Source organism: Desulfuromonas versatilis (assembly GCF_019704135.1).
Taxonomy (GTDB): domain Bacteria; phylum Desulfobacterota; class Desulfuromonadia; order Desulfuromonadales; family NIT-T3; genus Desulfuromonas_A; species Desulfuromonas_A versatilis.
Genome location: NZ_AP024355.1, coordinates 1,200,827 through 1,220,958, shown reverse-complemented (window position 1 = coordinate 1,220,958; position 20,132 = coordinate 1,200,827). Strand labels below are relative to the sequence as shown.

17 protein-coding genes are annotated in these 20,132 nt (G+C 64.4%); 11 read left to right on the top strand and 6 right to left on the bottom strand.

Going from position 1 to position 20,132, the window contains the following annotated elements:
- Positions 1–2: 2 nt before the first annotated feature.
- The 9 genes from DESUT3_RS05375 to DESUT3_RS05335 all read left to right on the top strand — a co-directional run bounded on the left by DESUT3_RS05375 (position 3) and on the right by DESUT3_RS05335 (position 8,865).
- Entirely contained in the window at positions 3–581 is a 579-nt protein-coding gene (locus DESUT3_RS05375) for a cytochrome c3 family protein (RefSeq protein ID WP_221251425.1), read from the top strand.
- A 10-nt stretch (positions 582–591) separates the two neighbouring features.
- Positions 592–2,595, top strand: coding sequence for a hypothetical protein (locus DESUT3_RS05370; RefSeq protein WP_221251424.1), 2,004 nt, complete (start codon positions 592–594; stop codon positions 2,593–2,595).
- A 20-nt stretch (positions 2,596–2,615) separates the two neighbouring features.
- The gene (locus tag DESUT3_RS05365; RefSeq protein ID WP_225911631.1) at positions 2,616–3,683 is read left to right on the top strand and encodes an SMP-30/gluconolactonase/LRE family protein; all 1,068 of its coding nucleotides are present in this window, start codon (positions 2,616–2,618) and stop codon (positions 3,681–3,683) included.
- Positions 3,680–5,416: a cytochrome c3 family protein gene (locus tag DESUT3_RS05360; protein ID WP_221251423.1), complete on the top strand. Its 1,737-nt coding sequence runs from the start codon at positions 3,680–3,682 to the stop codon at positions 5,414–5,416. Before DESUT3_RS05365 ends, DESUT3_RS05360 begins: the two co-directional genes overlap by 4 nt.
- 62 nt (positions 5,417–5,478) lie before the next feature.
- Positions 5,479–6,276 carry a cytochrome c family protein gene (locus DESUT3_RS05355; RefSeq protein WP_221251422.1) on the top strand — a complete coding sequence of 266 codons (798 nt, stop codon included), beginning with the start codon at positions 5,479–5,481 and terminating at the stop codon, positions 6,274–6,276.
- 32 nt (positions 6,277–6,308) lie between these two features.
- Positions 6,309–7,226 (top strand): cytochrome c3 family protein, encoded by a 918-nt coding sequence (locus tag DESUT3_RS05350; protein ID WP_221251421.1) that lies wholly within the window; start codon positions 6,309–6,311, stop codon positions 7,224–7,226.
- A gap of 156 nt (positions 7,227–7,382) precedes the next feature.
- Entirely contained in the window at positions 7,383–8,087 is a 705-nt protein-coding gene (locus DESUT3_RS05345; protein WP_225911630.1) for a thrombospondin type 3 repeat-containing protein, read from the top strand.
- Positions 8,088–8,340: 253 nt separating this feature from the next.
- On the top strand, positions 8,341–8,565 hold the full coding sequence (locus DESUT3_RS05340) for a hypothetical protein (protein ID WP_221251420.1): 225 nt from the start codon (positions 8,341–8,343) through the stop codon (positions 8,563–8,565).
- Between the two features lie 90 nt (positions 8,566–8,655).
- Positions 8,656–8,865 (top strand): YgaP family membrane protein, encoded by a 210-nt coding sequence (locus DESUT3_RS05335; RefSeq protein WP_221251419.1) that lies wholly within the window; start codon positions 8,656–8,658, stop codon positions 8,863–8,865.
- A gap of 171 nt (positions 8,866–9,036) precedes the next feature.
- Here DESUT3_RS05335 and DESUT3_RS05330 read toward each other — a convergent pair whose 3' ends face one another.
- From DESUT3_RS05330 to DESUT3_RS05305, 6 genes are all read right to left on the bottom strand, one after another.
- Positions 9,037–11,040, bottom strand: coding sequence for a molybdopterin oxidoreductase family protein (locus DESUT3_RS05330; RefSeq protein WP_221251418.1), 2,004 nt, complete (start codon positions 11,038–11,040; stop codon positions 9,037–9,039).
- Between the two features lie 84 nt (positions 11,041–11,124).
- Complete coding sequence (locus tag DESUT3_RS05325) at positions 11,125–12,450, bottom strand: sigma-54 interaction domain-containing protein (protein ID WP_221251417.1); 1,326 nt, start codon at positions 12,448–12,450, stop codon at positions 11,125–11,127.
- Positions 12,451–12,634: 184 nt separating this feature from the next.
- Entirely contained in the window at positions 12,635–13,393 is a 759-nt protein-coding gene (locus DESUT3_RS05320) for a 3-hydroxybutyrate dehydrogenase (protein ID WP_221251416.1), read from the bottom strand.
- A 12-nt stretch (positions 13,394–13,405) separates the two neighbouring features.
- Positions 13,406–14,770, bottom strand: a complete 1,365-nt coding sequence (locus DESUT3_RS05315; RefSeq protein WP_221251415.1) for a 3-oxoacid CoA-transferase subunit B — start codon at positions 14,768–14,770, stop codon at positions 13,406–13,408.
- Positions 14,771–14,938: 168 nt separating this feature from the next.
- A complete protein-coding gene (locus tag DESUT3_RS05310; RefSeq protein WP_221251414.1) occupies positions 14,939–16,114 on the bottom strand; it encodes a thiolase family protein in 1,176 nt (391 codons plus the stop codon).
- 76 nt (positions 16,115–16,190) lie between these two features.
- Entirely contained in the window at positions 16,191–16,409 is a 219-nt protein-coding gene (locus tag DESUT3_RS05305) for a hypothetical protein (protein ID WP_221251413.1), read from the bottom strand.
- 374 nt (positions 16,410–16,783) lie between these two features.
- Between DESUT3_RS05305 and selA the strand changes: the two genes are divergently transcribed.
- The gene (gene selA / locus DESUT3_RS05300) at positions 16,784–18,208 is read left to right on the top strand and encodes an L-seryl-tRNA(Sec) selenium transferase (protein WP_221251412.1); all 1,425 of its coding nucleotides are present in this window, start codon (positions 16,784–16,786) and stop codon (positions 18,206–18,208) included.
- Positions 18,205–20,130, top strand: a complete 1,926-nt coding sequence (selB, locus tag DESUT3_RS05295) for a selenocysteine-specific translation elongation factor (RefSeq protein ID WP_221251411.1) — start codon at positions 18,205–18,207, stop codon at positions 20,128–20,130. Before selA ends, selB begins: the two co-directional genes overlap by 4 nt.
- Positions 20,131–20,132 lie beyond the last annotated feature (2 nt).

Below are 20,132 nucleotides of genomic sequence, written 5' to 3'. Positions count from 1 at the left end.
AAATGGCGAAAAGAACTTTCCGCTGGGTCCTGTACGCGGCCCTGTTGGTCCTCTGCTGTGCCGGCTGCGACGCAGCTGGCCGGCACAAGGTCATGTCGACCCTCTTCGACGGCTACCCGGCGCTGCCGCCGGCAGAAGAGTACTGCCGCGATTTCGCCGAGGCGAAAAAAACCGAGGAGCCGGGGACCGGGTCCGATGAGGCACCGGAAACCGTCAAGCAGCAGAAGACCTCGAAGCACCGCCCCTACGAGGAGAAGGCCTGCAACGACTGCCATGACCAGGCCCAGCAGAACGGCCTGATCCGCCCCCAGCGAGAGCTGTGCTTTGTCTGTCACAAGGATTTCATCCAGGGGACCCAGGTGCACGGCCCGGTGGCGGTGGGGGAATGCCTCGCCTGCCACAAACCGCATTCGGCCGCCAACCCTTCCCTGCTCACCGCCGCCAAGGACGAAATCTGCGCCATCTGTCACCAGGAGCGGCGCATGGCGGCGGGCATGCACGAAGCGGTGGGAGAGAAGGGGATGGTCTGCGTGGACTGCCATGACCCCCATTTCGGAAACGCACGATATTTCCTGAAGTAGCGAATTTGACGTGGGACCAGACAGAAAAACCATACTGATCTCTCTGCTTCTCCTGGCCCTGCCGCTCTCCGATGCGCTGGCCGAGGATAAGACGTTTCTGCTCCTGGACAACCTGCGGCAGAGTGTCAATTTCAGCTACCTGTACAACTACCGGCGGTTCGAATTGGAGGACAGTTCGAAGTCGACGCGGACCAAGAACAATTTTGAGGAAAATTATCGCCTTGATATGGACTACGTGGTGTTCAAACCGGGGATCCTGAATGGTCATTTCTCCTTCGAGGGGGGGCTCGAGCAGGATCATCTTTCGACCTCCTCGGGCGGCGGATCCTCGCGGAACCGTTACAGCGAAGCCCAGAATTTCAGGCACAACCTCAACGGGACGTTTTTCAAGTGGCAGCCGATCACCATCGACTTTTACAGCTCTCAGGGAACCGACCGCATTCAGCGTGAATTCGCCGACAGCTTCGATCAGGACCTGACGTCCTACGGGTTCACCCTGTTGGCGAAAAACCACCATCTGCCCTTTCACATCAACTATTCCTCCACGGAGGTCGACACCGGCGGCCTGGAAAGGGACTTCAACAGGACGAGCGAAACCTACAGCCTGGGCGTCTCTCACCGCTACGGCTCGCTGAGCCAGACCAACCTGAATGTGCAGAACAGCCAGAGCCGCTTTTCCCTGCGCGGCGACCCCGATACCGACCGGGTCGATATCCGGACCGGCTCCCTGCGCAATTCGCTGACCTGGTCGTCGGGCCAGAAAAACCGGATCCTGAGTTCGTCGGTGACAGGCCGATCCGAGCAGGGGCGCCTCAACGCCGAACCCCGCAAAACAGATTATTTCACCTGGAACGAAGCCCTGAACTGGCAGCTGGGCAAGGCCCTTTATGCCGGCGCCGCCTACACCATGCTGGACCAGGAAGGCACCTTTCTCGACCGGGAATCCCACTCGGGCAGAGCGTTTCTGCGCCACCAGTTCGTGAAAAGCCTGACCACCGAACTGGACCTGGAAGCCTCGGAAGAAACCCTCTCGGGGGGCAGTGAAAACGAGGCTTTCGGTTCGCTGAGCCTCTTCTATCAAAAAAAGCTCCGCCAGCAGAACAACTTCACCCTGCAGTTTACCCAACGATACGGAGAGATCGACCGGGAGTTCGACGAGGACATTCCCGAGGAGGAGGTGCATGCCGTCACGGCCCCCTTCGAACAGATCATCCTGGGCAACCCGAACATCCTTCTCGATTCCATCGAGATCAGAAGCGCAGATTCTCCGGAAATTGTTTTCGAGGAAAACTTCGATTACCAGGTCACCCAGAGCGGCCTGCTGACCATCATCACCATTCTGCCCGAGATCCCGCCGGGGACGAACCTGCTTATTTTCTACCGGTTTCGCGAGCGGTCTGACGCCAAGTATCGGGAGAAGTCGACCCGGGTGGGCTCGTCCCTGGGACTGCTGGACAACCAGCTGCGGCTCTACGGCAGCTGGCAGGAGACCCGGCAGGACCTGGTTTCGGGGGATATCGACGCGTTTCGCCTCAACGACTCCCGGCAGATCACCCTGGGGATGGAGTGGCTGCAGCAATCCTACTCGGCCGGCGCCGAATACAGGGACTTCGAACTGTCCTTCGACCGGCACCTCACCTATTACGCGTTCTTCCGGGCGACCCGGCCCATGCCCAGGGGCCTGCTGAGCTTCGGGCTTTCCGACACCTACACCATTTTCGAGCCCAGCGACGCAGGCGAGGGCGGCCTGCCGCGGCGAAAGCAGAACAGCATCAACGTGAACGCCGCCTACCGGGGGGCATTCTACGGCCGGGGGCGCTTCGGCCTGACCTCCAATTACTTCAACTCGCGTGGGGATTTCGTCGAACGGGACAACGTGTCCCTCGGCATGGACTACCAGACATCTTACGGCAAATTCGCCCTTTTTCTCGAGGCCAAGGTCACCTGGCGGCTCACCGACACGGAGTCGAGCCGGGAGGATTATGTTTTTACAAAGCTGACGCGGTATTTCTGAAGCCGCCTCCCAGGAGCGGAATGACCGACATGTCTCGCTGGATTGTGCTCAACCTTCTGAGTTGCCTGCTGCTCTGCGGCTGCGCCCCCTTCGCCTCCGGGCCGGGGGAGGAAGCTGCGCCGGCCCTGCAGTGGCCGCCGCCGCCGCTGCCCGCCAGGATTGTGCGGGTGGGTGAAATCGACGATTACCGTCTGTTCACCCGCAAGCCCACCCTTTGGACCAAGGTGGTGGATCTGCTCAGCGGCGGTGAGCCCGCCCGGCTGGTTCGCCCGTACGGCATCCATTCCGACGGGAACGGACGGGTGCTGGTGGCGGATACCGGCGGAAGCCGGGTTCTCGACCTGGATACGGCCCGGGGGCGTTACGAGGTTCTGACCGGCACGGAAGAGGGCACCTTGAAAACCCCCATCGCCATCACCGGGGACGGGCTGGGGCATTACTACATCACCGATTCGTCCCGGGGCATGGTCTTCCGCTATTCCCCGGGCACTGGGGTGCTTGCGAAGTTTACCAAGGGGCATCTGTTGCGCCCCACCGGCATCGCCTTTAATAGGCATAACCAGCATGTCTACGTATCGGACACCGCCGCCCACCAGGTCGTCGCCTTCGATTTGGCCGGCATCGAGCGGTTCCGCATCGGCACCCGCGGCAGTGCATGGGGGGAGTTCAACTTTCCCACCGACCTGTTCGTCGATAACCGAGGGCAGGTGTTTGTCACCGATTCGCTGAACTGGCGGGTGCAGGTTCTGACCCCGGAAGGACAGTTGGTGACCCAATTCGGCAGAAGCGGAGACTCGATGGGTTATTTCGCAAAACCCAAGGGGGTGGCTGCCGACAGCGAGGGACACATCTACGTGGTCGATGCGCTGCTCGGTTCGGTGCAGGTTTTCGACGATGAGGGGCAGTTGCTGCTGACCTTCGGCACCCATGGCCGCCGCGACGGGGAATTCTGGATGCCTTCGGGCATCTGCATCGACCAAAACGACCGCATTTACGTCACCGACACCTACAATCGGCGGATCCAGATCTTTCAGTACGTGCCTCAGCACGCCCCCCACGGGGTGACCGCTAAAAAGGGATCGAGATGAGACGTTCAGCACTCATCGTGGCCGGCCTTGCAGTCTTTGCCGGGAGCACAGCTGCTTTCGCCCAGAGCAGCCCGCCGAGCCGCAGCCTGCTTGCCACGCCGCACAACCTAGCCATTTCTGGCGGCGGGGGCGAGCATGATATTCACTCAACCGAGGAGTCCCGCGTCTGCATCTTCTGCCACACTCCCCATCACGCCCAAGCGATTGCGCCGCTCTGGAGCCGGGATGCCGACGTGCTGACCATCTATATCCCCTACTCGTCACCCACACTCAAGGCGGGCACCCAGCAGCCCCAGGGCGCATCGCGGGTCTGTCTCAGCTGCCACGACGGCACCATCGCCCTGGGGCTGCTGGCCGGGGGGGTGAATCTGGATCCGGCACTGCCCGCCATCCCCCAGCACTCCGATCCAGCACGCAACGCGAGCCTGGGGACTGATCTGTCGGACGATCACCCGATTTCCATCGCCTTTCTGCCCGGCATGAACCCCGAGCTGAATGACCCGAGCACCCTGCCCGAGGCCATGAAGCAGGCCGAGGCGGATTATCTCGAGTGCACTGCCTGCCACGACCCCCACAATAATCAGTACGGCAACTTCCTGGTGCTTGACTCCTCCGGCCAGGAGGACGCCCTGTGCACCACCTGCCATAAAAAGTACGGCTGGGAGCTTGCCGATTCGGTCCACCGAACGGGGGGCAGCCGGTTCCCCGGGGTCGGCGCCGAGGTCGCTCAGAGGGGGTGCCGGAACTGCCACCGTCCCCACAGCGCCGCTGGCAGCCCCTACCTGCTGGAAGCCGCCGAAGAGGAGGCGAACTGCCTCACGGCCTGTCATCAGGGTTTTCCCTTTTCCGACGTGGCCAGCCAGTTTTCGGCGACGGCCTATCACCATCCGGTGGAGAACTACCTGGGGGTGCACCGGGCCAACCCAACTACCGGTATGGAGGACGTACCGGTGGCGGCCGCCGAAAAGCACGTGGAGTGCGTCGACTGCCACAATCCCCACCAGGCCGGCTGGCAGGGGTCCCCCCTCGGCTCGAGCACACCTTCGCTGCCGCCCGCCACTACCGCACCCCAAGTCAGCGGGGCCCTGCGGGGTGTCAGGGGGGTGGATAAAACCGGGACCCAGCCGGTAAGCGAGGCCAGCGCCGAATACGAGATCTGCTTCAAATGCCACGCCGGCCCTTCGGCGGACCAGTTCATCGGTTTTGCAGGCCGGCCGGTGCGCCAGTTCGAGAGCTTCGACCAGAGCCAGCGTTTTTACATCGGCAACCCCTCATACCACCCGGTGACGGAGGATCGCATTGGAAACGGCGCGAGCCTGCTCTCCTCGTACCAGGTCGGCACGATCAGGGTCTACTGTGTGGACTGCCACTCGCCGCACGGTTCGAACGAACCGCATTTTCTCCTGCTGGCCAACCAGGACGCCTACCCGGCGGCGGTCCCGGATTACCCCCTGTGCTTCAAATGCCACGATCAGCAATACCTGTGGGATCCGCTGACCATCCCGAGTTCCAGCGCGGCGGACCTGCACAAGACCCACGTCAAAGGGAAGGATATCCCATGCTCGGTCTGCCACGACCCCCACGGTGTTCCCGCCTCGCGAGGGGCGACGGCGGCCAACGCCGGACACCTGATCAACTTCGACACCCGTTACGCAGGGGCGACGCCCTCCTACGATGCCTTTGGCAGAACCTGCACGGTGGCTTGCCATACCAATAATCCGCGAACCTATTGAACAGGCGCCCGGGTCCCTCGTCCCGAGCGGCAAAGCGAACAGGTGACGACTTCGGAGATTCAATGATACGCAAATGCGGGATCCTGATCGGTGTTCTCTGTGCCACGCTGGCGGGCGGGCTCACCACGCGGGCGGCGTGCCAGCCCGCGCCGGCCGCCCCGGGGCTATCGATCCAGGACTGCGGCAAATGCCATGAAGACCAGGGCCGGGAACTGCAGGAAGCCGGCGAGGGACACCTGACCGAGGTGACCTGTCTCGACTGTCACCACGGACATCCTCCGCAGGACATGGAAGTCATCAGCCCCTGCAGCGACTGCCATCAGGGGCGACCCCATTTCAAACCCGGCGGCCCATGCCTTGCCTGCCACCGCAATCCCCACCGCCCCCGCGAGCTGACCCTGGCCCGCAGCGCGCTGGCGGCCTGCCTGGATTGTCATCCTGGGGTCGGGGAGGAATTCGCCTCGGCCCCTTCGATTCATGCGCGGTTTACCTGCTTGGCCTGCCATGAGAAGCACGGCGAAGCCTTCCCCTGCCTGGAGTGCCATACCCCCCACGCCGGGGGCGACCCCGCCAGGCAGAACTGCCAGGAATGCCACCCGCCCCATCGCCCCCTGGCTGTGGAACCCGACGATACCGCCGACGCCGGGGCCTGCCTGGGCTGTCACCAGGAGGCAGGCCAAAGCCTGCAGGCCGCGGGGGGACCGCACCTGGCCGTCGGATGCCTGGGCTGCCATTCAGGGCCCCACCCGTCCGTCCCGGATTGCCGTCTGTGTCACCATGCCCCGCATCCGGAACCGATGCTCGTGCGGCGGCCCGATTGCCGCATCTGCCACGATCCCGTGCACGGCGGGCTGCCATGAGCAGAAACGCCCCTTGCTGCCAGGAGATTCCTATGGCCCGTGAGATTCGAAGCCTGAAACTCGTGCTGACCCTGTTGGTCTGCCTGATCGCCGCCCTTCCGGCCTACGCCGGGGAGAGCAGCTGCCTCAGTGCGGCCTGTCATGCCGACCTCAACTCTCCCGAACTCAGCCATGCTCCAGCCGCCGAGGGCAACTGCGTGAGCTGTCACCGCCCGGCGCAGCAGGCTTCATCACCCGCGGCTTCAGAGCATCCGGCTTTTCTGCCCATGGACGACGCTGTCTGCCTGACCTGCCACCCGGCCATCGGCAAAACGATGAAGGACTCCAGGTACCGACACGCGGCTCTTTACCGGGGAAATGGCTGCACAGGCTGCCACCTCGGGCACACCTCGGACGCTGCCGGGCTGCTCGTCCGGGACCAGAAGGACCTCTGCCTCTCCTGCCACGACCGGGTGGATCACACCACCTCGACCCCGCTCAGCAACATCGCCGAGGAAATCAACGGCAAACCGTATCTGCACGGGCCGCTCGCCGAAGGGGGATGCACCGATTGCCACCTTCCGCACGGCTCCGAGCATTACCGACTGCTGACCGGCAGCTACCCGGCGGGGTTTTACGCGGCCTACAGCGAGGGGATCTACGATTTCTGCCTCCAGTGCCACGACAAGTACCTGCTAAGGTTCGCCGACACAACGATTTACACCCAGTTTCGCAACGGCAATCGAAACCTGCACTACCTTCACGTCGCCGATCCGCGCAAGGGACGCACCTGCCGTACCTGCCATACCCCCCATGGCGCGGAAACCCCGCAGCTGATCGACAAGAAAAGCGTGCGGTTCGGCGATTGGCAGATACCGATCCGCTTTGAATCGACCGCCACGGGAGGAAGCTGTGCACCCGGTTGCCACCCCAAGATGGAGTACGACCGGAAAAATCCTGCCGCCAATTGAGCAGGCCTGCAGCCAGCGTATTTTCTGCAATGAGAACAGGAGGGCCGAAGCTTGAATCTAAGGGGAAGAGCTGCCTGCATTCTGACAGGCATCGTGCTCAGCACATCGGTATGCGCAGGGGCGGACCATCCGAGCGTGACCATGGGAAGCGGTGCCTTGTTTCTATCGGATATTTATCCCAGCGGAACGGTCTTCGGAGGGGCTAAGGTCGGTTACTGGATCGACGGGAAGGATCCCCGCGACAAGCTCGGCCTGGAACTGGCGGCGCTCTCGGCTCAAAACCCCGACCTTTTCATGCTCCGCGCCGATGCCCTGTATCCTTTCTACGAGAAATCGGCCTGGAGACTATTTGTCTCCGTTGGCCTCGGCGGCTTCTCGGTTGAATCGGACTTCGACCCTGTGGCCGCCGCCGGCCTGGTCGCCTTCTACCAGCCGAACCGTCCCCTTGCCTTGCGCATGGATGCCCGGCCTGTAAGGGGGCTAGGACAGGAGGAACACAATGGCTGGGAACTGGGGCTGAGTCTGCATTACGATTTCGGCTACAAGCACAAGCCAGTGCCCAAACCGCCCGCCGATGCCGATGGGGACGGGGTCCCTGACGCCCGGGACCGCTGCCCGGACACCCCCTTGCAGTTCGAGGTCGACCGCTTCGGCTGCCCCATCAATCCCCCCGACGGAGACAAGGACAAGGTTCCCGATTATCTGGACAAGTGCCCCGGCACCGAGGCAGGTATGGAAGTCGGGCCCGATGGCTGTGCGCCGGACAGCGACCAGGACGGAGTTCCCGATTACCGCGACAAGTGCCCCAACAACCCGCCCGGACTGCGAGTCGATGCCAATGGATGTGTCAAGACTTATTAAAACCTGAAAAATGGTTCCAACCGTTCAGGTGGGGTGTAATGGTCCCCAATCGGGGAGCACCTCGTCACCTGCCGTCGGAAGTTGTTCCCGAGCGCAAACCGGAATTTCGGTGCCGTTCCGCCGAGGGGGTTCATTTTTCTTCCGAAAACGCTGCAAAAAAGCTTCTGGCGATTCCGGCGTGATAGAATAAATAAAAAGAAAAAGCATTGTGGTCGATACTCTCGAGGGCCTTTGTCCGAGGAGGAGCATCGTTATGGCAGAGTTATATGAATGCAGCAGATGCGGAGTCGTTTCCGAGGCCGTCGAGCAGGTTTGCCAGCCCCACCCTTTGCGGGAAAAACGGGAATATTGCGGCACGGCACCTGAGCGGGGGACCCTGTGCGAGAACATCAAGGCCCAGCTCCCCTATGTCTGCGCCAAGTGCGGCCGCCCGGCCGAACAGGCCGAACTGGTTTGCGACCCGCTGGTTCTTGGCTGAGCCTCCAATTTATTTAAGGAAAGTGCTATATTGAAGGTGTTGGACCGCCAGGGGCAAGAGCGGCCCCTGAATCAACACAGGGAGGTGGATATGCTACACAATGTCTGCTCAAAAACCGAACGGACCGTTCGGGCGATCATCGGACTGGGACTGCTTTCCATGCTCTTCTTCCTCGAAGCACCGGTGAGCTACTTCGGCCTGATCGGCCTGGTGCCGATTGCCACAGCCGTCTTCAGATACTGTCCGATCAGCCACATGCTGGGGGTCAATACCTGTCGCATGGAGCAAAAACATGCTTGACCCCACGCATCCTTCGATGCGAAAAGGCCGCCCCGGCGGCCTTTTTCTTTTTTTTAGCTGAACTCGTCGATCCTTGTCGGCGGGGCTGAAGGTCAAGCCGGGGCCCGCCCAGGGTGGCCCGAAAACCGTCGGCGAGCCTGGGGAGATCCCGGGGTTTTTCGTATCCCTTGCTCAGGCCGGGCGCACCTCGACGGTGTTGTCATAAAAGGTGCTCCCCTCCCCCTGGTCGGTCAGGCGCTGGGAGGTGAGTGCATTCACCGAACGGGCGCCGGGGGTGAACTCCAGCCACCAGACCCCCTCGGCCACCACCACCCCGGCAGGAATGCGGTCGCTGATGCGCAGCACGAACTCGACCTCGCCGCAGTCGTTGTACGCCACGACCGGGCTGCGATCGGCCAGGCCCCGCGCTTCAGCGTCCTCGCGATTCATCAGCAGGCACATCCCCTCCTGCAGGTCGCGCAGCTCGTCGCGCTCGTAGAACGAGGCATTGAGCGCATAGACGGTGGGCGCGGTCATCAGCCGCAGCGGCTGGGCGCCGCCGTGCACCGGCAGGTAGCGCGGCAGCGGGTGGGGCTGGGCCGGGTTGAGGATTTCGATTTTACCGGATGGAGTGCCGTAGCGGCCGGCATGGGCGGCCACCTTGAGCTCCACGCCGCGCCCGGCGGCCAGGCCGGCCTCATCGATCCCCGTGCGCATGGGGGTGGGGAGCGACAGCAGGTGATCGATGAGCTGGTCGGCGCTCTGGCCGAAGAAGGGCTCCTCGAAACCCATGGCCTCTGCCAGCAGGCCGAAGACCTCCCAGTTGGACTTGCTCTGCCCCACCGGCGGGATCACCGCCTTGGCCCGCTGGATGCAGTAACTGCCGTAGGCGCGGTAGATATCGGCGTGCTCCAGGGAGCTGGTGGCCGGCAGCACGATGTCGGCGTAGCGGGCCGTGTCGGTCATAAAGCGCTCGTGGACGACGGTGAACAGTTCCTCGCGGCACAGCCCCTTGAGCACCTGGTTCTGGTCCGGAGCGACGGCGGCGGGGTTGGAATGGTAGACGTAGAGCGCCATGACCGGCGGCTCGGCCAGTCCGTTGAGGGCCTCGCCGAGGCGGTTCATGTTGACGATGCGGGTCGGCCGTTCCATGAAGTCCTCGCGCAGCACCTCGCCTATGGCGAAGGCGCCGCCGGTGCTGGTGCCGCACAGGCAGCCCGCGCCGAGCTTGCCGTAGGCGCCGACCAGCGCCGGCAGGGCAACGATGGTACGCACCGTCATCGCCCCGTTGCCGTAGCGCGAAAGGCCGCTGCCCAGGCGGATCAGCGGCGCGCGGGCCAGGCCGTACTCCTTGGCCATCTCCTCAAGGGTCGCCGCGGACACCCCGGTCAGCTCGCTGACGGTACGCGGGTCGTAGGCGGGCAGCACCTCTTTTTTCAGCTCCGCGAACCCCTGCACCTGCTCGGCGAGAAAGGCCTCGTCGCAGAGCTCCTCGCGCACCAGGATGTGCATCAGCCCCAGGGCCAGGGCGCCGTCGCTGCCCGGCCGCACCAGGACCACCCGGTCGGCGATGGAGGTGGAGGAGGTTTCCCAGGTGTCGATGGCCCAGACCCGCGCGCCGGCGGACTTGGCCCGCTGGGCGCCGATCTGGAAGTGAATGCTGGTGGCCGCGGCGTGGATCCCCCAGAGGATCACCAGGTCGCTTAGCTCCACCGCGTCGGGGTGGACTGCCGGCGTGCTGCCCATCACCGCCTTCCACCCCTCCTCCTTGGCCGGCGAACAGATGCTGCGCAGCAGTTGTGAGGCCCCCAGGCGGTGGAAAAACGGGTGCCCCGCATTGCGCTGGATCAGCCCCATGGTCCCGGCGTAGGAGTAGGGCAAAATCGCCTCGGCGCCGTACTCCTCGATGATCTGCCGCCAGCGAAAGGCCGTGTAGCCGATGGCGTCCTCCCAGCTGATCGGGGCAAACTCCCCGGAGCCCTTGGGCCCGGTGCGGCGCAAAGGGGTGGTGAGCCGGCGGGGGTTGTGCACCGTCTCCTGGTAGCGGTTCATCTTGGGGCAGAGCACCCCGCGGGTATAGGGATGCTCGGGGTCGCCGCTGACCGCCACCGCCCGGTCGCCTTCAACCTCCACCAGCATGCCGCAGGTATCCGGGCAATCGTAGGGGCACACCGAGCGTTCGATTCTGCGTTTCATAGGCTGAACTCCTGGGATTTGCTCATTCCAAAGGGGATCCTCCTCTCCCTCAGGGAGAGGGTGAGGGTGGACAAAACCGCTGGCTCACCCATCAAGCAGCCCCCCATTCTCCTTAATCTGCTTGAGCTTGCGCGCCGCGCTCGCCTGGCTGATGCCGAGGGCCGCGGCCACCCCGCGGGTGGTGCGGTAGCGGGATTCGGCCTCGAGCAGGATCTGCTTCTCGAATTCGGCCAGCGCCCCCTTGAGCGCCATCCCCTCGGCCAGGCCGCCCTTGGTGCCGCCCATCGGCAGCACCTCGAGAGCGACCTCGTCCGCGGAGGAGGTGACCACCGCCCGTTCGACGAAATTCTCCAACTCGCGGATATTGCCGCGCCAGGGCAACCGCTCCAGGGCGGCCATGAGCTTGGCGGAAAACCGCTTGTACTTACGGTATTTTCGGTTAAAGCGTTCGAGAAAGTAGCCGACCAGCGGCGGGATGTCCTCGCAGCGCTCTCGCAAGGGGGGAATGTAGAGGGGAACCACGTTGAGCCGGTAGTAGAGGTCCTCGCGAAAGCGCCCCTCGGCCACCATGCGGGCAAGATCCTTGTTGGTCGCCGCCACCAGGCGCACGTCCACCGAACGCAGCTGGCGGCCGCCGACCCGGAAAAAAGCCTTGTCCTGGATCACCCCGAGCAGCTTGGACTGCAGATGCAGCGGCAACTCGCTGATCTCGTCGAGGAACACCGTGCCGCCCTCGGCCATTTCGAAGAGCCCCCGCTTCCCTTTGCGGTCGGCGCCGGTGAAGGCGCCGGGCTCGTAGCCGAAGAGCTCGGATTCGATGAGCGACTCGGGGATCGCCGCGCAGTTGATGTGCATCAGCGGCCCCGCCTTGCGCTCGCTGGTGCGGTGGATCATCCGCGCCACCAGGCTCTTGCCCACCCCCGACTCGCCGGTGAGCAGGATGGTCGAGTCGGTCCCGGCCACCCGCAGGGCCAGGTCGATGACCTGCATCATCGGCGCGCTGCAGGCGATCACGTCCTCTTCGACCAGCAGTTGGTCGCGGGCGGTGTCCGAGTCGACCTCGCGGTTGTAGTCGACCACGGTCAGGTCCCAGATGGTGTTGACCACGTAGCGGATCTCGCCGTCGGCACCGAAGATCGGCTTGCCCTTGACCAGCAGCTTGCGGTTGGTGCGGGTGGAATAGGTCACCGTGGCCGGGGCCCGCCGCTCGAGCACCAGCAGGCTGGCCGAGCCGGTGAAGTACCCTTCGGCTACCAGCTGCCGGAGGCTCTTGCCGGCCAGCTCCTCGTTTCTGATTCCCGACATCTCCTCGAAGGTGCGGTTGACGCGGATGGTCACCCCGTTGCCGTCGGTGAGGTAGATGCCGTTGTCGACGTTGTCGAAGACGATTTCGAGCAGTTCGCGGTCCATGGGCCCCCTTGTGAAGCGATGCCCTTTAATTTACGACAGTTGCGGGGGCGAAGGCAAAAGATCTTTGCCCGGAACCTGGAAAACCCGGCGGGCAAGGCCCGCCCTACGTGGGGTCCCGCCACGAAAAAAGCCCCGCCGAAGCGGGGCAGTCTAGCCTTCACGGGGAGGAGGAGGGCCGTGAAGATCAGGTGGCGGTCCAGCCGCAGTCCATGGTCATGCACGAACCGGTAAAGCAGGCGGCCTTGTCCGAGCAGAGGTAGACGACCAGTTCGCCGATCTCGCTCGGCTCGATCAGCCGCTTGACGGCGGCGTTCTTGAGCATGATGGTTTCGACCACCTCGGCCTCGGAGATCTTGTGCACCTTGGCCTGGTCGGCGATCTGCTTGTCGACCAGCGGGGTGCGCACGTAGGCCGGGCAGATGGAGTTGACGGTGATGCCGTGCGGGCCGCCTTCGAGGGCGGTGGTCTTGGTCAGCCCCGAGAGGCCGTGCTTGGCCGAAATGTAGGCGCTCTTGAAGGGGGAGGCGATCAGCCCGTGCACCGAGTTGATGTGGATGATGCGCCCCCACTTGCGCTCTTTCATCGACGGCCAGGCGTAGCGGGTGAGTAAAAAGGGCGCGGTCAGCATCAGCGAGATCATGAAGTCCCACTTGTCCTCGGGGAACTCCTCCACCGGGCTGACGTGCTGGATGCCGGCGTTGTTGACCAGGATGTCGACCCGGCCGTACTTCGCGATGGCGGCATCCACCAGCTTCTTGCAGTCGGCCCGCTTGGAGAGGTCGGCCTGGACGAACAGCCCACCGAGTTTTTCGGCCTCGCGGGTGCCGGCCTCGACGTTGACGTCGGCCATGACCACCTTGTCGCCTTGGGCCGCCAGGGCCTGTGAAACCGCCAGGCCGATGCCGCTGGAGGCGCCGGTGACGATGGCAATGCGTTCGGACATATCAGTCTCCCCTTACCACTGTTTGAGGTTGGCGGCCACCGCGAAGGGGCAGCCGGTCTTGGCCTTGACGGTCTCCAGGTCGGCGCCCGGGGCCAGTTCGGTCAGGGTCAGCCCCTGCTCCTCGTCGACCTCGAAGACTCCCAGGTCGGTGACGATCATGTCGACGCAGTTCTTGCCGGTCAGCGGCAGGGCGCACTCTTCGAGGATCTTGGGCGAACCGTCCTTGGCGCAGTGATCCATCATGATGATGATCTTCTTTACCCCCGAGACCAGGTCCATGGCCCCGCCGGGCCCCTTGACCTTGGAGCCGGGGATCATCCAGTTGGCCAGGTCGCCGTAGCGCGAGACTTCCATGGAGCCGAGCACCGAGAGGTCGATGTGGCCGCCGCGCACCATGGCGAAGGACTCGGCGCTGTCGAAGAAGGCCGCCCCGGGCAGCCAGGTGACGGTCTGCTTGCCGGCGTTGATCAGGTCGGCGTCCTCCTTGCCCTCGGCGGGGAAGGGGCCGACGCCGAGCAGGCCGTTTTCGGCGTGCAGGGTCACGGTGATGTTCTCGGGGATGTAGTTGGCCACCAGGGTCGGCATGCCGATGCCGAGGTTGGCGTACATGCCGTCCTTGAACTCCTGGCTGATGCGCTTGGCCTGCCACTCGCGGATGGGCGAGAACCCCTTGACCGTGGTCTGGCCGGCGAGGGTGCGCTGTTCGATGGGCTTTTCATGCTTGGCGCCGACCAGGATGCGATCGACGTAGTTTCCCGGGGTGTGGATCTCATGGGGATCGAGCTCGCCGATCTCTACCAGCTCCTCGACCTCGGCCACGCAGACCCGGCCCGACTTGGCGCAGGCGGGGTTGAAGTTGCGCGCGGTGTAGCGGTAAACCAGGTTGCCGGCCTTGTCGGCCTTCCAGGCCTTGACGATGGCCAGGTCGGTGACGATGCTCTCCTCGAGCACGTACTCCTTGTCGCCGAAGGTGGCCACCGGCTTGCCTTCGCACAGGGTGGTGCCGTAGCCGGTGCGGGTGTAGAAGGCCGGGATCCCGGCGCCGCCGGCACGCATCTTCTCGGCCAGGGTCCCCTGCGGGGTCAGCTCCAGCTCCAGTTCACCGGAAAGGAACTGCTTTTCGAAGATGGCGTTCTCCCCCACATAGGAGGAGATCATCTTCTTGATCTGCCGGGTCTGCAGCAGCAGTCCGAGGCCGAAGTTGTCGACCCCGGCGTTGTTGCTGACCACGGTGAGCCCCTTGGCCCCGGTGTCGCGCAGGGCCTCGATGAGGTTCTCGGGGATGCCGCAGAGGCCGAAGCCGCCTGCCGCGATGGTCATGCCGTCCTTGACCAGGCCCTCCAAGGCCTTGGCTGCATCGGTGTAGATGGGTTTCATGGAAAGGTGCCTCCTGATGGGGGAAATCTATGTTTCACGCGAAGGCGCGAAGTCCGCGAAGAAAAACCCAAGCCTCGCTGCGACAGGCCCAGGGATGTCCCGTTGAAAGGGCTTTTTGCATTTTTCGCGTTCTTCGCGGCTTCGCGTGAGCAACTGCCGCCTTGAGCCTCAAACCAACTCGAACAAGGCCGCAACCGCCTCGCCGCCGCCGATGCACAGGGAGGCCACGCCGTACTTGACCTTGCGCTTCTTCATTTCGCGGATCACCGTGGTGGCCAGGCGGGCGCCGCTGGCGCCGATGGGGTGACCGATGGCCACCGCGCCGCCGTTGACGTTGACCCGCTCAAGGGGCACGCCGAGCTGCTTGACACAGAGCACGGCGACGGCCGCGAAGGCCTCGTTGATCTCGAACAGCCCCACGTCCTCGAGCTTGAGCCCGGCGCGCTCGACGCACTTGCGCACCGCCTGCACCGGCGCTTCGCCGAAGAGGTTCGGAGAGATGCTGTGGGTGGCCGAGGCGACCATGCGCGCGGCGGGCTTGAAGCCGTACTTTTTCAGGCCCGCCTCGTCGGTGAGCAGAGCCATGCCGGCCCCGTCGCTGATGGTCGAGGCATTTCCGGCGGTGATGCTGCCGTCCTTGGCGAAGACCGGCCGCAGCCCGGGAAGCTTATCGATGTCGCCGCGGAAGGGCTCTTCGTCCTCGGCCACGGTCACTTCGCCCTTGCGGGACTTTTTCACCACGGCCACCAACTCGTCCTTGAAGGTCCCCTCTTTAACCGCGGCCTGGGCCAGCCGGTAGGAGCGGGCGGCGTACTGGTCCTGCTCCTCGCGGGTGATGCCGTGATCCTTGATCCACTTCTCGGTGATATCGCCCATGTGCAGCCCCGAATAGGGATCCTGCAGGCCGTCGTAGATCATCAGGTCGAGGGTCTGCCCGTGCCCCATCCGCTGACCGTTGCGGCCCGCGGGAAGGATGTAGGGGGCCAGGGACATGCTCTCCATGCCGCCGGCGATCACCACCTGCGATTCGCCGAGGCGGATCGAGTCGGCGCCGAGCATCAGCGCCTTCAGGCCGCTGCCGCAGACCTTGTTGATGGTCATGGCATGGACGCTGTCCGGCAGGCCGGCAAAGCGCATGGCCTGGCGGGCCGGCGCCTGGGCGCAGCCGCCCTGCAGCACCTGGCCGATGATGACCTCGTCGACCTGATCGCCCGGCACGGGGTTGCGCTTGAGCAGTTCGGCGATGACCTGGGAAGCGAGAACCGGGGCCGGAACATCGGCCAGCGAGCCGCCGAAGGATCCGAACGGGGTCCGCAGGGCCTCGACGACAAACACGTCTTTCATGGGCTACCTCCGCTGTTGCTGGATTGAGAAGTTATCGGAAACAGAAGTTACAAGTCTAAAACGAACCTTCGGTTTTTCAATTGCCGCAACCTGCCATGCGACACAGGCCGGCAACGATGCTCCTGTCGATCAGCCGGCCGATCAGGACATCGTCGGGGCATCCTGCACCGATGCCGTTTTTGGCCGCCATGAACTCGATAGCCGGGGGTGTCCAGAACGGCAGCGGTTGGGCACTGTCCTCGTTGCGGACACTGCCTGCCCGCCCCAGGGCGCTTGCCAGACAAATTTGCTTCATAAATTCCTCCCATGTGATCCGCAGTGACCCCTAGCTTATGAGCAAACATCGCTCCAACTTTTTAACTTAATATTTTCAATTACTTAGCAATTGGGCCCGGATTCATCCCCCGGGGGTTCCGATTCATTGTCGGATCAAGACACGCTGCTTAATGGTTCAATCTTCCGGCACATCACTCACCTTTCGCTACTGACTCATTTTTGACTCATGATTCATATTGTACTCAGAGCACCAGCAACCAGGCAACGGCCAAGAGGCAGTCGGCACTTGTTCCTGCCGGGGGCATGTGATACTTTTTAGGCCGTATCCCAAGTCCGTTATTTTCCTTGGCATATTCCCGCATCCCCCGGGCTGCGCCCCACCCCAGGACAGACATGAAACCCGAACAGGCCCTTTTGAAACAGCTACCCGCCGTGGACCGAATCCTTCGTGCGGCCCCGCTGGCCGCCCTGGCCGAACGGGTTCCCCACCGAATTCTGCTCGAGGCGGCCCAGCAGACCGTGGAAAGCCTGCGGCGCGCCATCCTGCAAGGGATCGAGGCGATTGACCCGGCGCAGCTGGAAATCGATCGGGTAGCCACCACGGCCGCGGCAAAAGCCGAGGCGAAAATGCTCCCGAACCTGCGCCCGGTGATCAACGCCACCGGCACCCTGCTGCACACCAACCTCGGCCGGGCCCCCTTGAGCGAGGCGGCGCTTGCAGCCATGGCCGCGGTCTCTCGGGGCTATTCCAACCTCGAGTTCGACCTGGAAAGCGGCGAGCGCGGCCACCGCTACGCACATATCGAGGAGCTGGTCTGCCGGCTGACCGGCGCGGAGGCCGCCACCGTAGTCAACAACAACGCCGGCGCCGTGCTGCTCGCCCTGACCGCGCTGGCCAAGGGGCGCGAAGCCATCGTCTCGCGGGGCGAGCTGGTGGAGATCGGCGGCGCCTTCCGGGTGCCCGACGTGATGGCCGCCGGCGGGGTTGCCCTGCGCGAGGTCGGCACCACCAACAAGACCCACCTGCGCGATTACCGGGAGGCCATCGGCGAGGCGACGGGGCTGCTGCTCAAGGTCCACACCAGCAACTACCGCATCGTCGGTTTCTCCTCCGCGGTGCCGGCTGCCGAACTGGTCACCCTCGGCCGCGAACACGGCCTGCTGGTGATGGAAGACCTGGGCAGCGGCATGCTGCTGGATCTTACCGAATTCGGCCTGCCCCGCGAGCCGACGGTGGCCGAGACCGTCGCCGCCGGGGTCGACGTGGTCACCTTCAGTGGCGACAAGCTGCTCGGCGGCCCCCAGGCCGGCCTGATCGTCGGCCGCGCCGGAGCCATCGAGAAGATTCGCCGCCACCCCATGGCCCGAGCGATGCGCAGCGACAAGCTGACCCTGGCCGCCCTCGAGGCCACCCTGCGCCACTACCTCGACCGCACCGAGGCGGTCCGCGAGATCCCGGTGCTGCGCATGCTGGCCGCATCCGCGACAGAGATCGAGGCCCGCTGCCAATCTCTGGCAAGCCGGCTTGCTGCGAATCTCGGCGAGCAGGCGCGGATCACCGTCATCCCCGAGCCCTCTGCGGTGGGCGGCGGCGCCCTGCCCCTCACCGAACTGCGGGGCTTCGCTGTGGCCCTGAGCCCGCGCGGGCTGACCGTCAGCGACCTGGCCGCCCGCCTGCGCCGCGCAAGGACTCCCGTGGTGGGGCGCATCCAGGAGGATCGCCTGCTGCTCAACCCGCGCACCCTGGCTCCCGGGGAGGAGAACGATCTGCTCCGGATAGTGACCGAGGCCAGCAAACCGGGAAGCGAGGCGCAATGAACAAACTCCAGCAGCGCTTCGTCATCCTCGGCACCGCCGGTCACGTCGACCACGGCAAGACCGAACTGATCCGCGCCCTCACCGGCCAGGAGACCGACCGCCTCAAGGAGGAGAAGGAACGCGGCATCTCCATCGACCTCGGCTTCGCCTCCTTCCGCCTGCCAAGCGGGCAGGTGGCCGGGGTGGTCGACGTGCCCGGTCACGAGCGTTTCATCCACAACATGCTGGCCGGCATCGGCGGTATCGACCTGGTGCTGCTGGTGGTGGACGTCGGCGAAGGGGTCATGCCCCAGACCCACGAACACCTGCAGATTTTGCAGCTGCTCGAGGTGCAGCGCGGCATCGTGGTGCTGACCAAGTGCGACCTGGCCGAGGAGGACTGGATCGACATCGTCGAAGAGGAGATCCGCGAGGAGGTGGCGGAAACCTTTCTCAAGGAAGCGCCCTTCTGCCGAGTCTCCTCCCTGACCGGAGCGGGGATCCCCGAACTGGTCAAGACCATCCAAACCGAACTGGCCGGGCTTACGCCCAAGGATGCCGAAGGGCCCATGCGCCTTCCGGTGGACCGGCATTTCAGCGTCAGCGGCTTCGGCACCGTGGTCACCGGCACCCTGCTTTCCGGCAGCGTGAGCACCGGCGACACCGTGGAGGTGCTGCCGCCGGGAGAGCAGGTGCGGGTGCGCGAGGTGCAGGTGCACGGCAAAAAGGTCGAGCAGGCCTTCGCCGGCCAGCGGGTGGCGGTCAACTTGGCGGCCCTCGACCGCGCCCGGCTGCAGCGCGGCTCGGTGGTGGGCACCCCGGGGATTTTCGAGCAGACCGAGAGGCTCGACGCCCGCCTGAGCCTGCTGCCCGAGGCCCCGCGGCCGCTGAAGTTCCGCGACCCGGTCCATTTCTACCTGGGCACCGCCCGGGTGGTGGGGATCGTCGCCCTGCTCGACCGCGACGAGCTCAAACCGGGCGAGAGTGCCATCGTGCAGATCCACCTCGACCGTCCGCTGGTCGCCCACCGCCAGGACCGCTTCATCGTCCGCTCCTACTCGCCGATGACCACCATCGGCGGCGGCATGGTCATCGACCCGCGGCCGGTCAAGCACCGCCGTTTCCGCCAGGAGGTCATGGCCGCGCTGGCCGAGCTCGAATCGGGCGAAAAATCCTTCCTGCTGCAGAAGCTCGCCGACCAGGAATGCACCCGGCTGAAAGATCTGGAGGTCGCCTCGGGCATCGGCCGCGAGCGCATCGAGAAGCATTTGGAGGAACTGCGAGCCGAGGCCAGGATCGACCTGCTCGCCGACCAGTGGGCCAGCGCCGAATCGATTCGCGCCTGGCGCCGGCGGCTGGTGGAGGAGACCGGACGCTTTCACGCCGTCCACCCACTCGACCCGGGCATCCCCCACGCCACCCTCAAGGGGGCACTGCCGGCCAAGCTCTCGCCCAAAGCTTTCGACACCCTGCTCGAAGCTGCCGTCGCCGATGGAGAACTGCTCAAACACGGCGAGTCGGTCAAGCAGCCCGACTTCGCTCCCACCCCCTCGGCGGAGCAGGCCCGGCTGATCGAACTGATCGAGTCCGCCTACCTTGAGGCTGGCCCGCAGGCCAAAAACCGGCAGGAAATGCTCGATCGCCTCAACCTGCCGGCGGGCAGGATCGACGACTGCTTCGCCTTTTTGTTCGGTAGCGGCCGGCTGATCAAGCTCAACGAGGAAAGCTTCCTCCACGCCGAGACCTACCAGGCCGCCCTCGCGGCGCTGCGCAGCCACTTCGCCGCCAATGAGACCCTGACCCTGGCCCAGTTCCGCGACCTCATCGGCAGCGCCCGCAAGCAGGTGCAGGCCCTGCTCGAATACTGGGACGGCCTCAAATACACCATGCGCCGCGGCGACGAGCGGGTGGCGTGGAAACTGCCGAAAGGTAGTGACGAGTAATT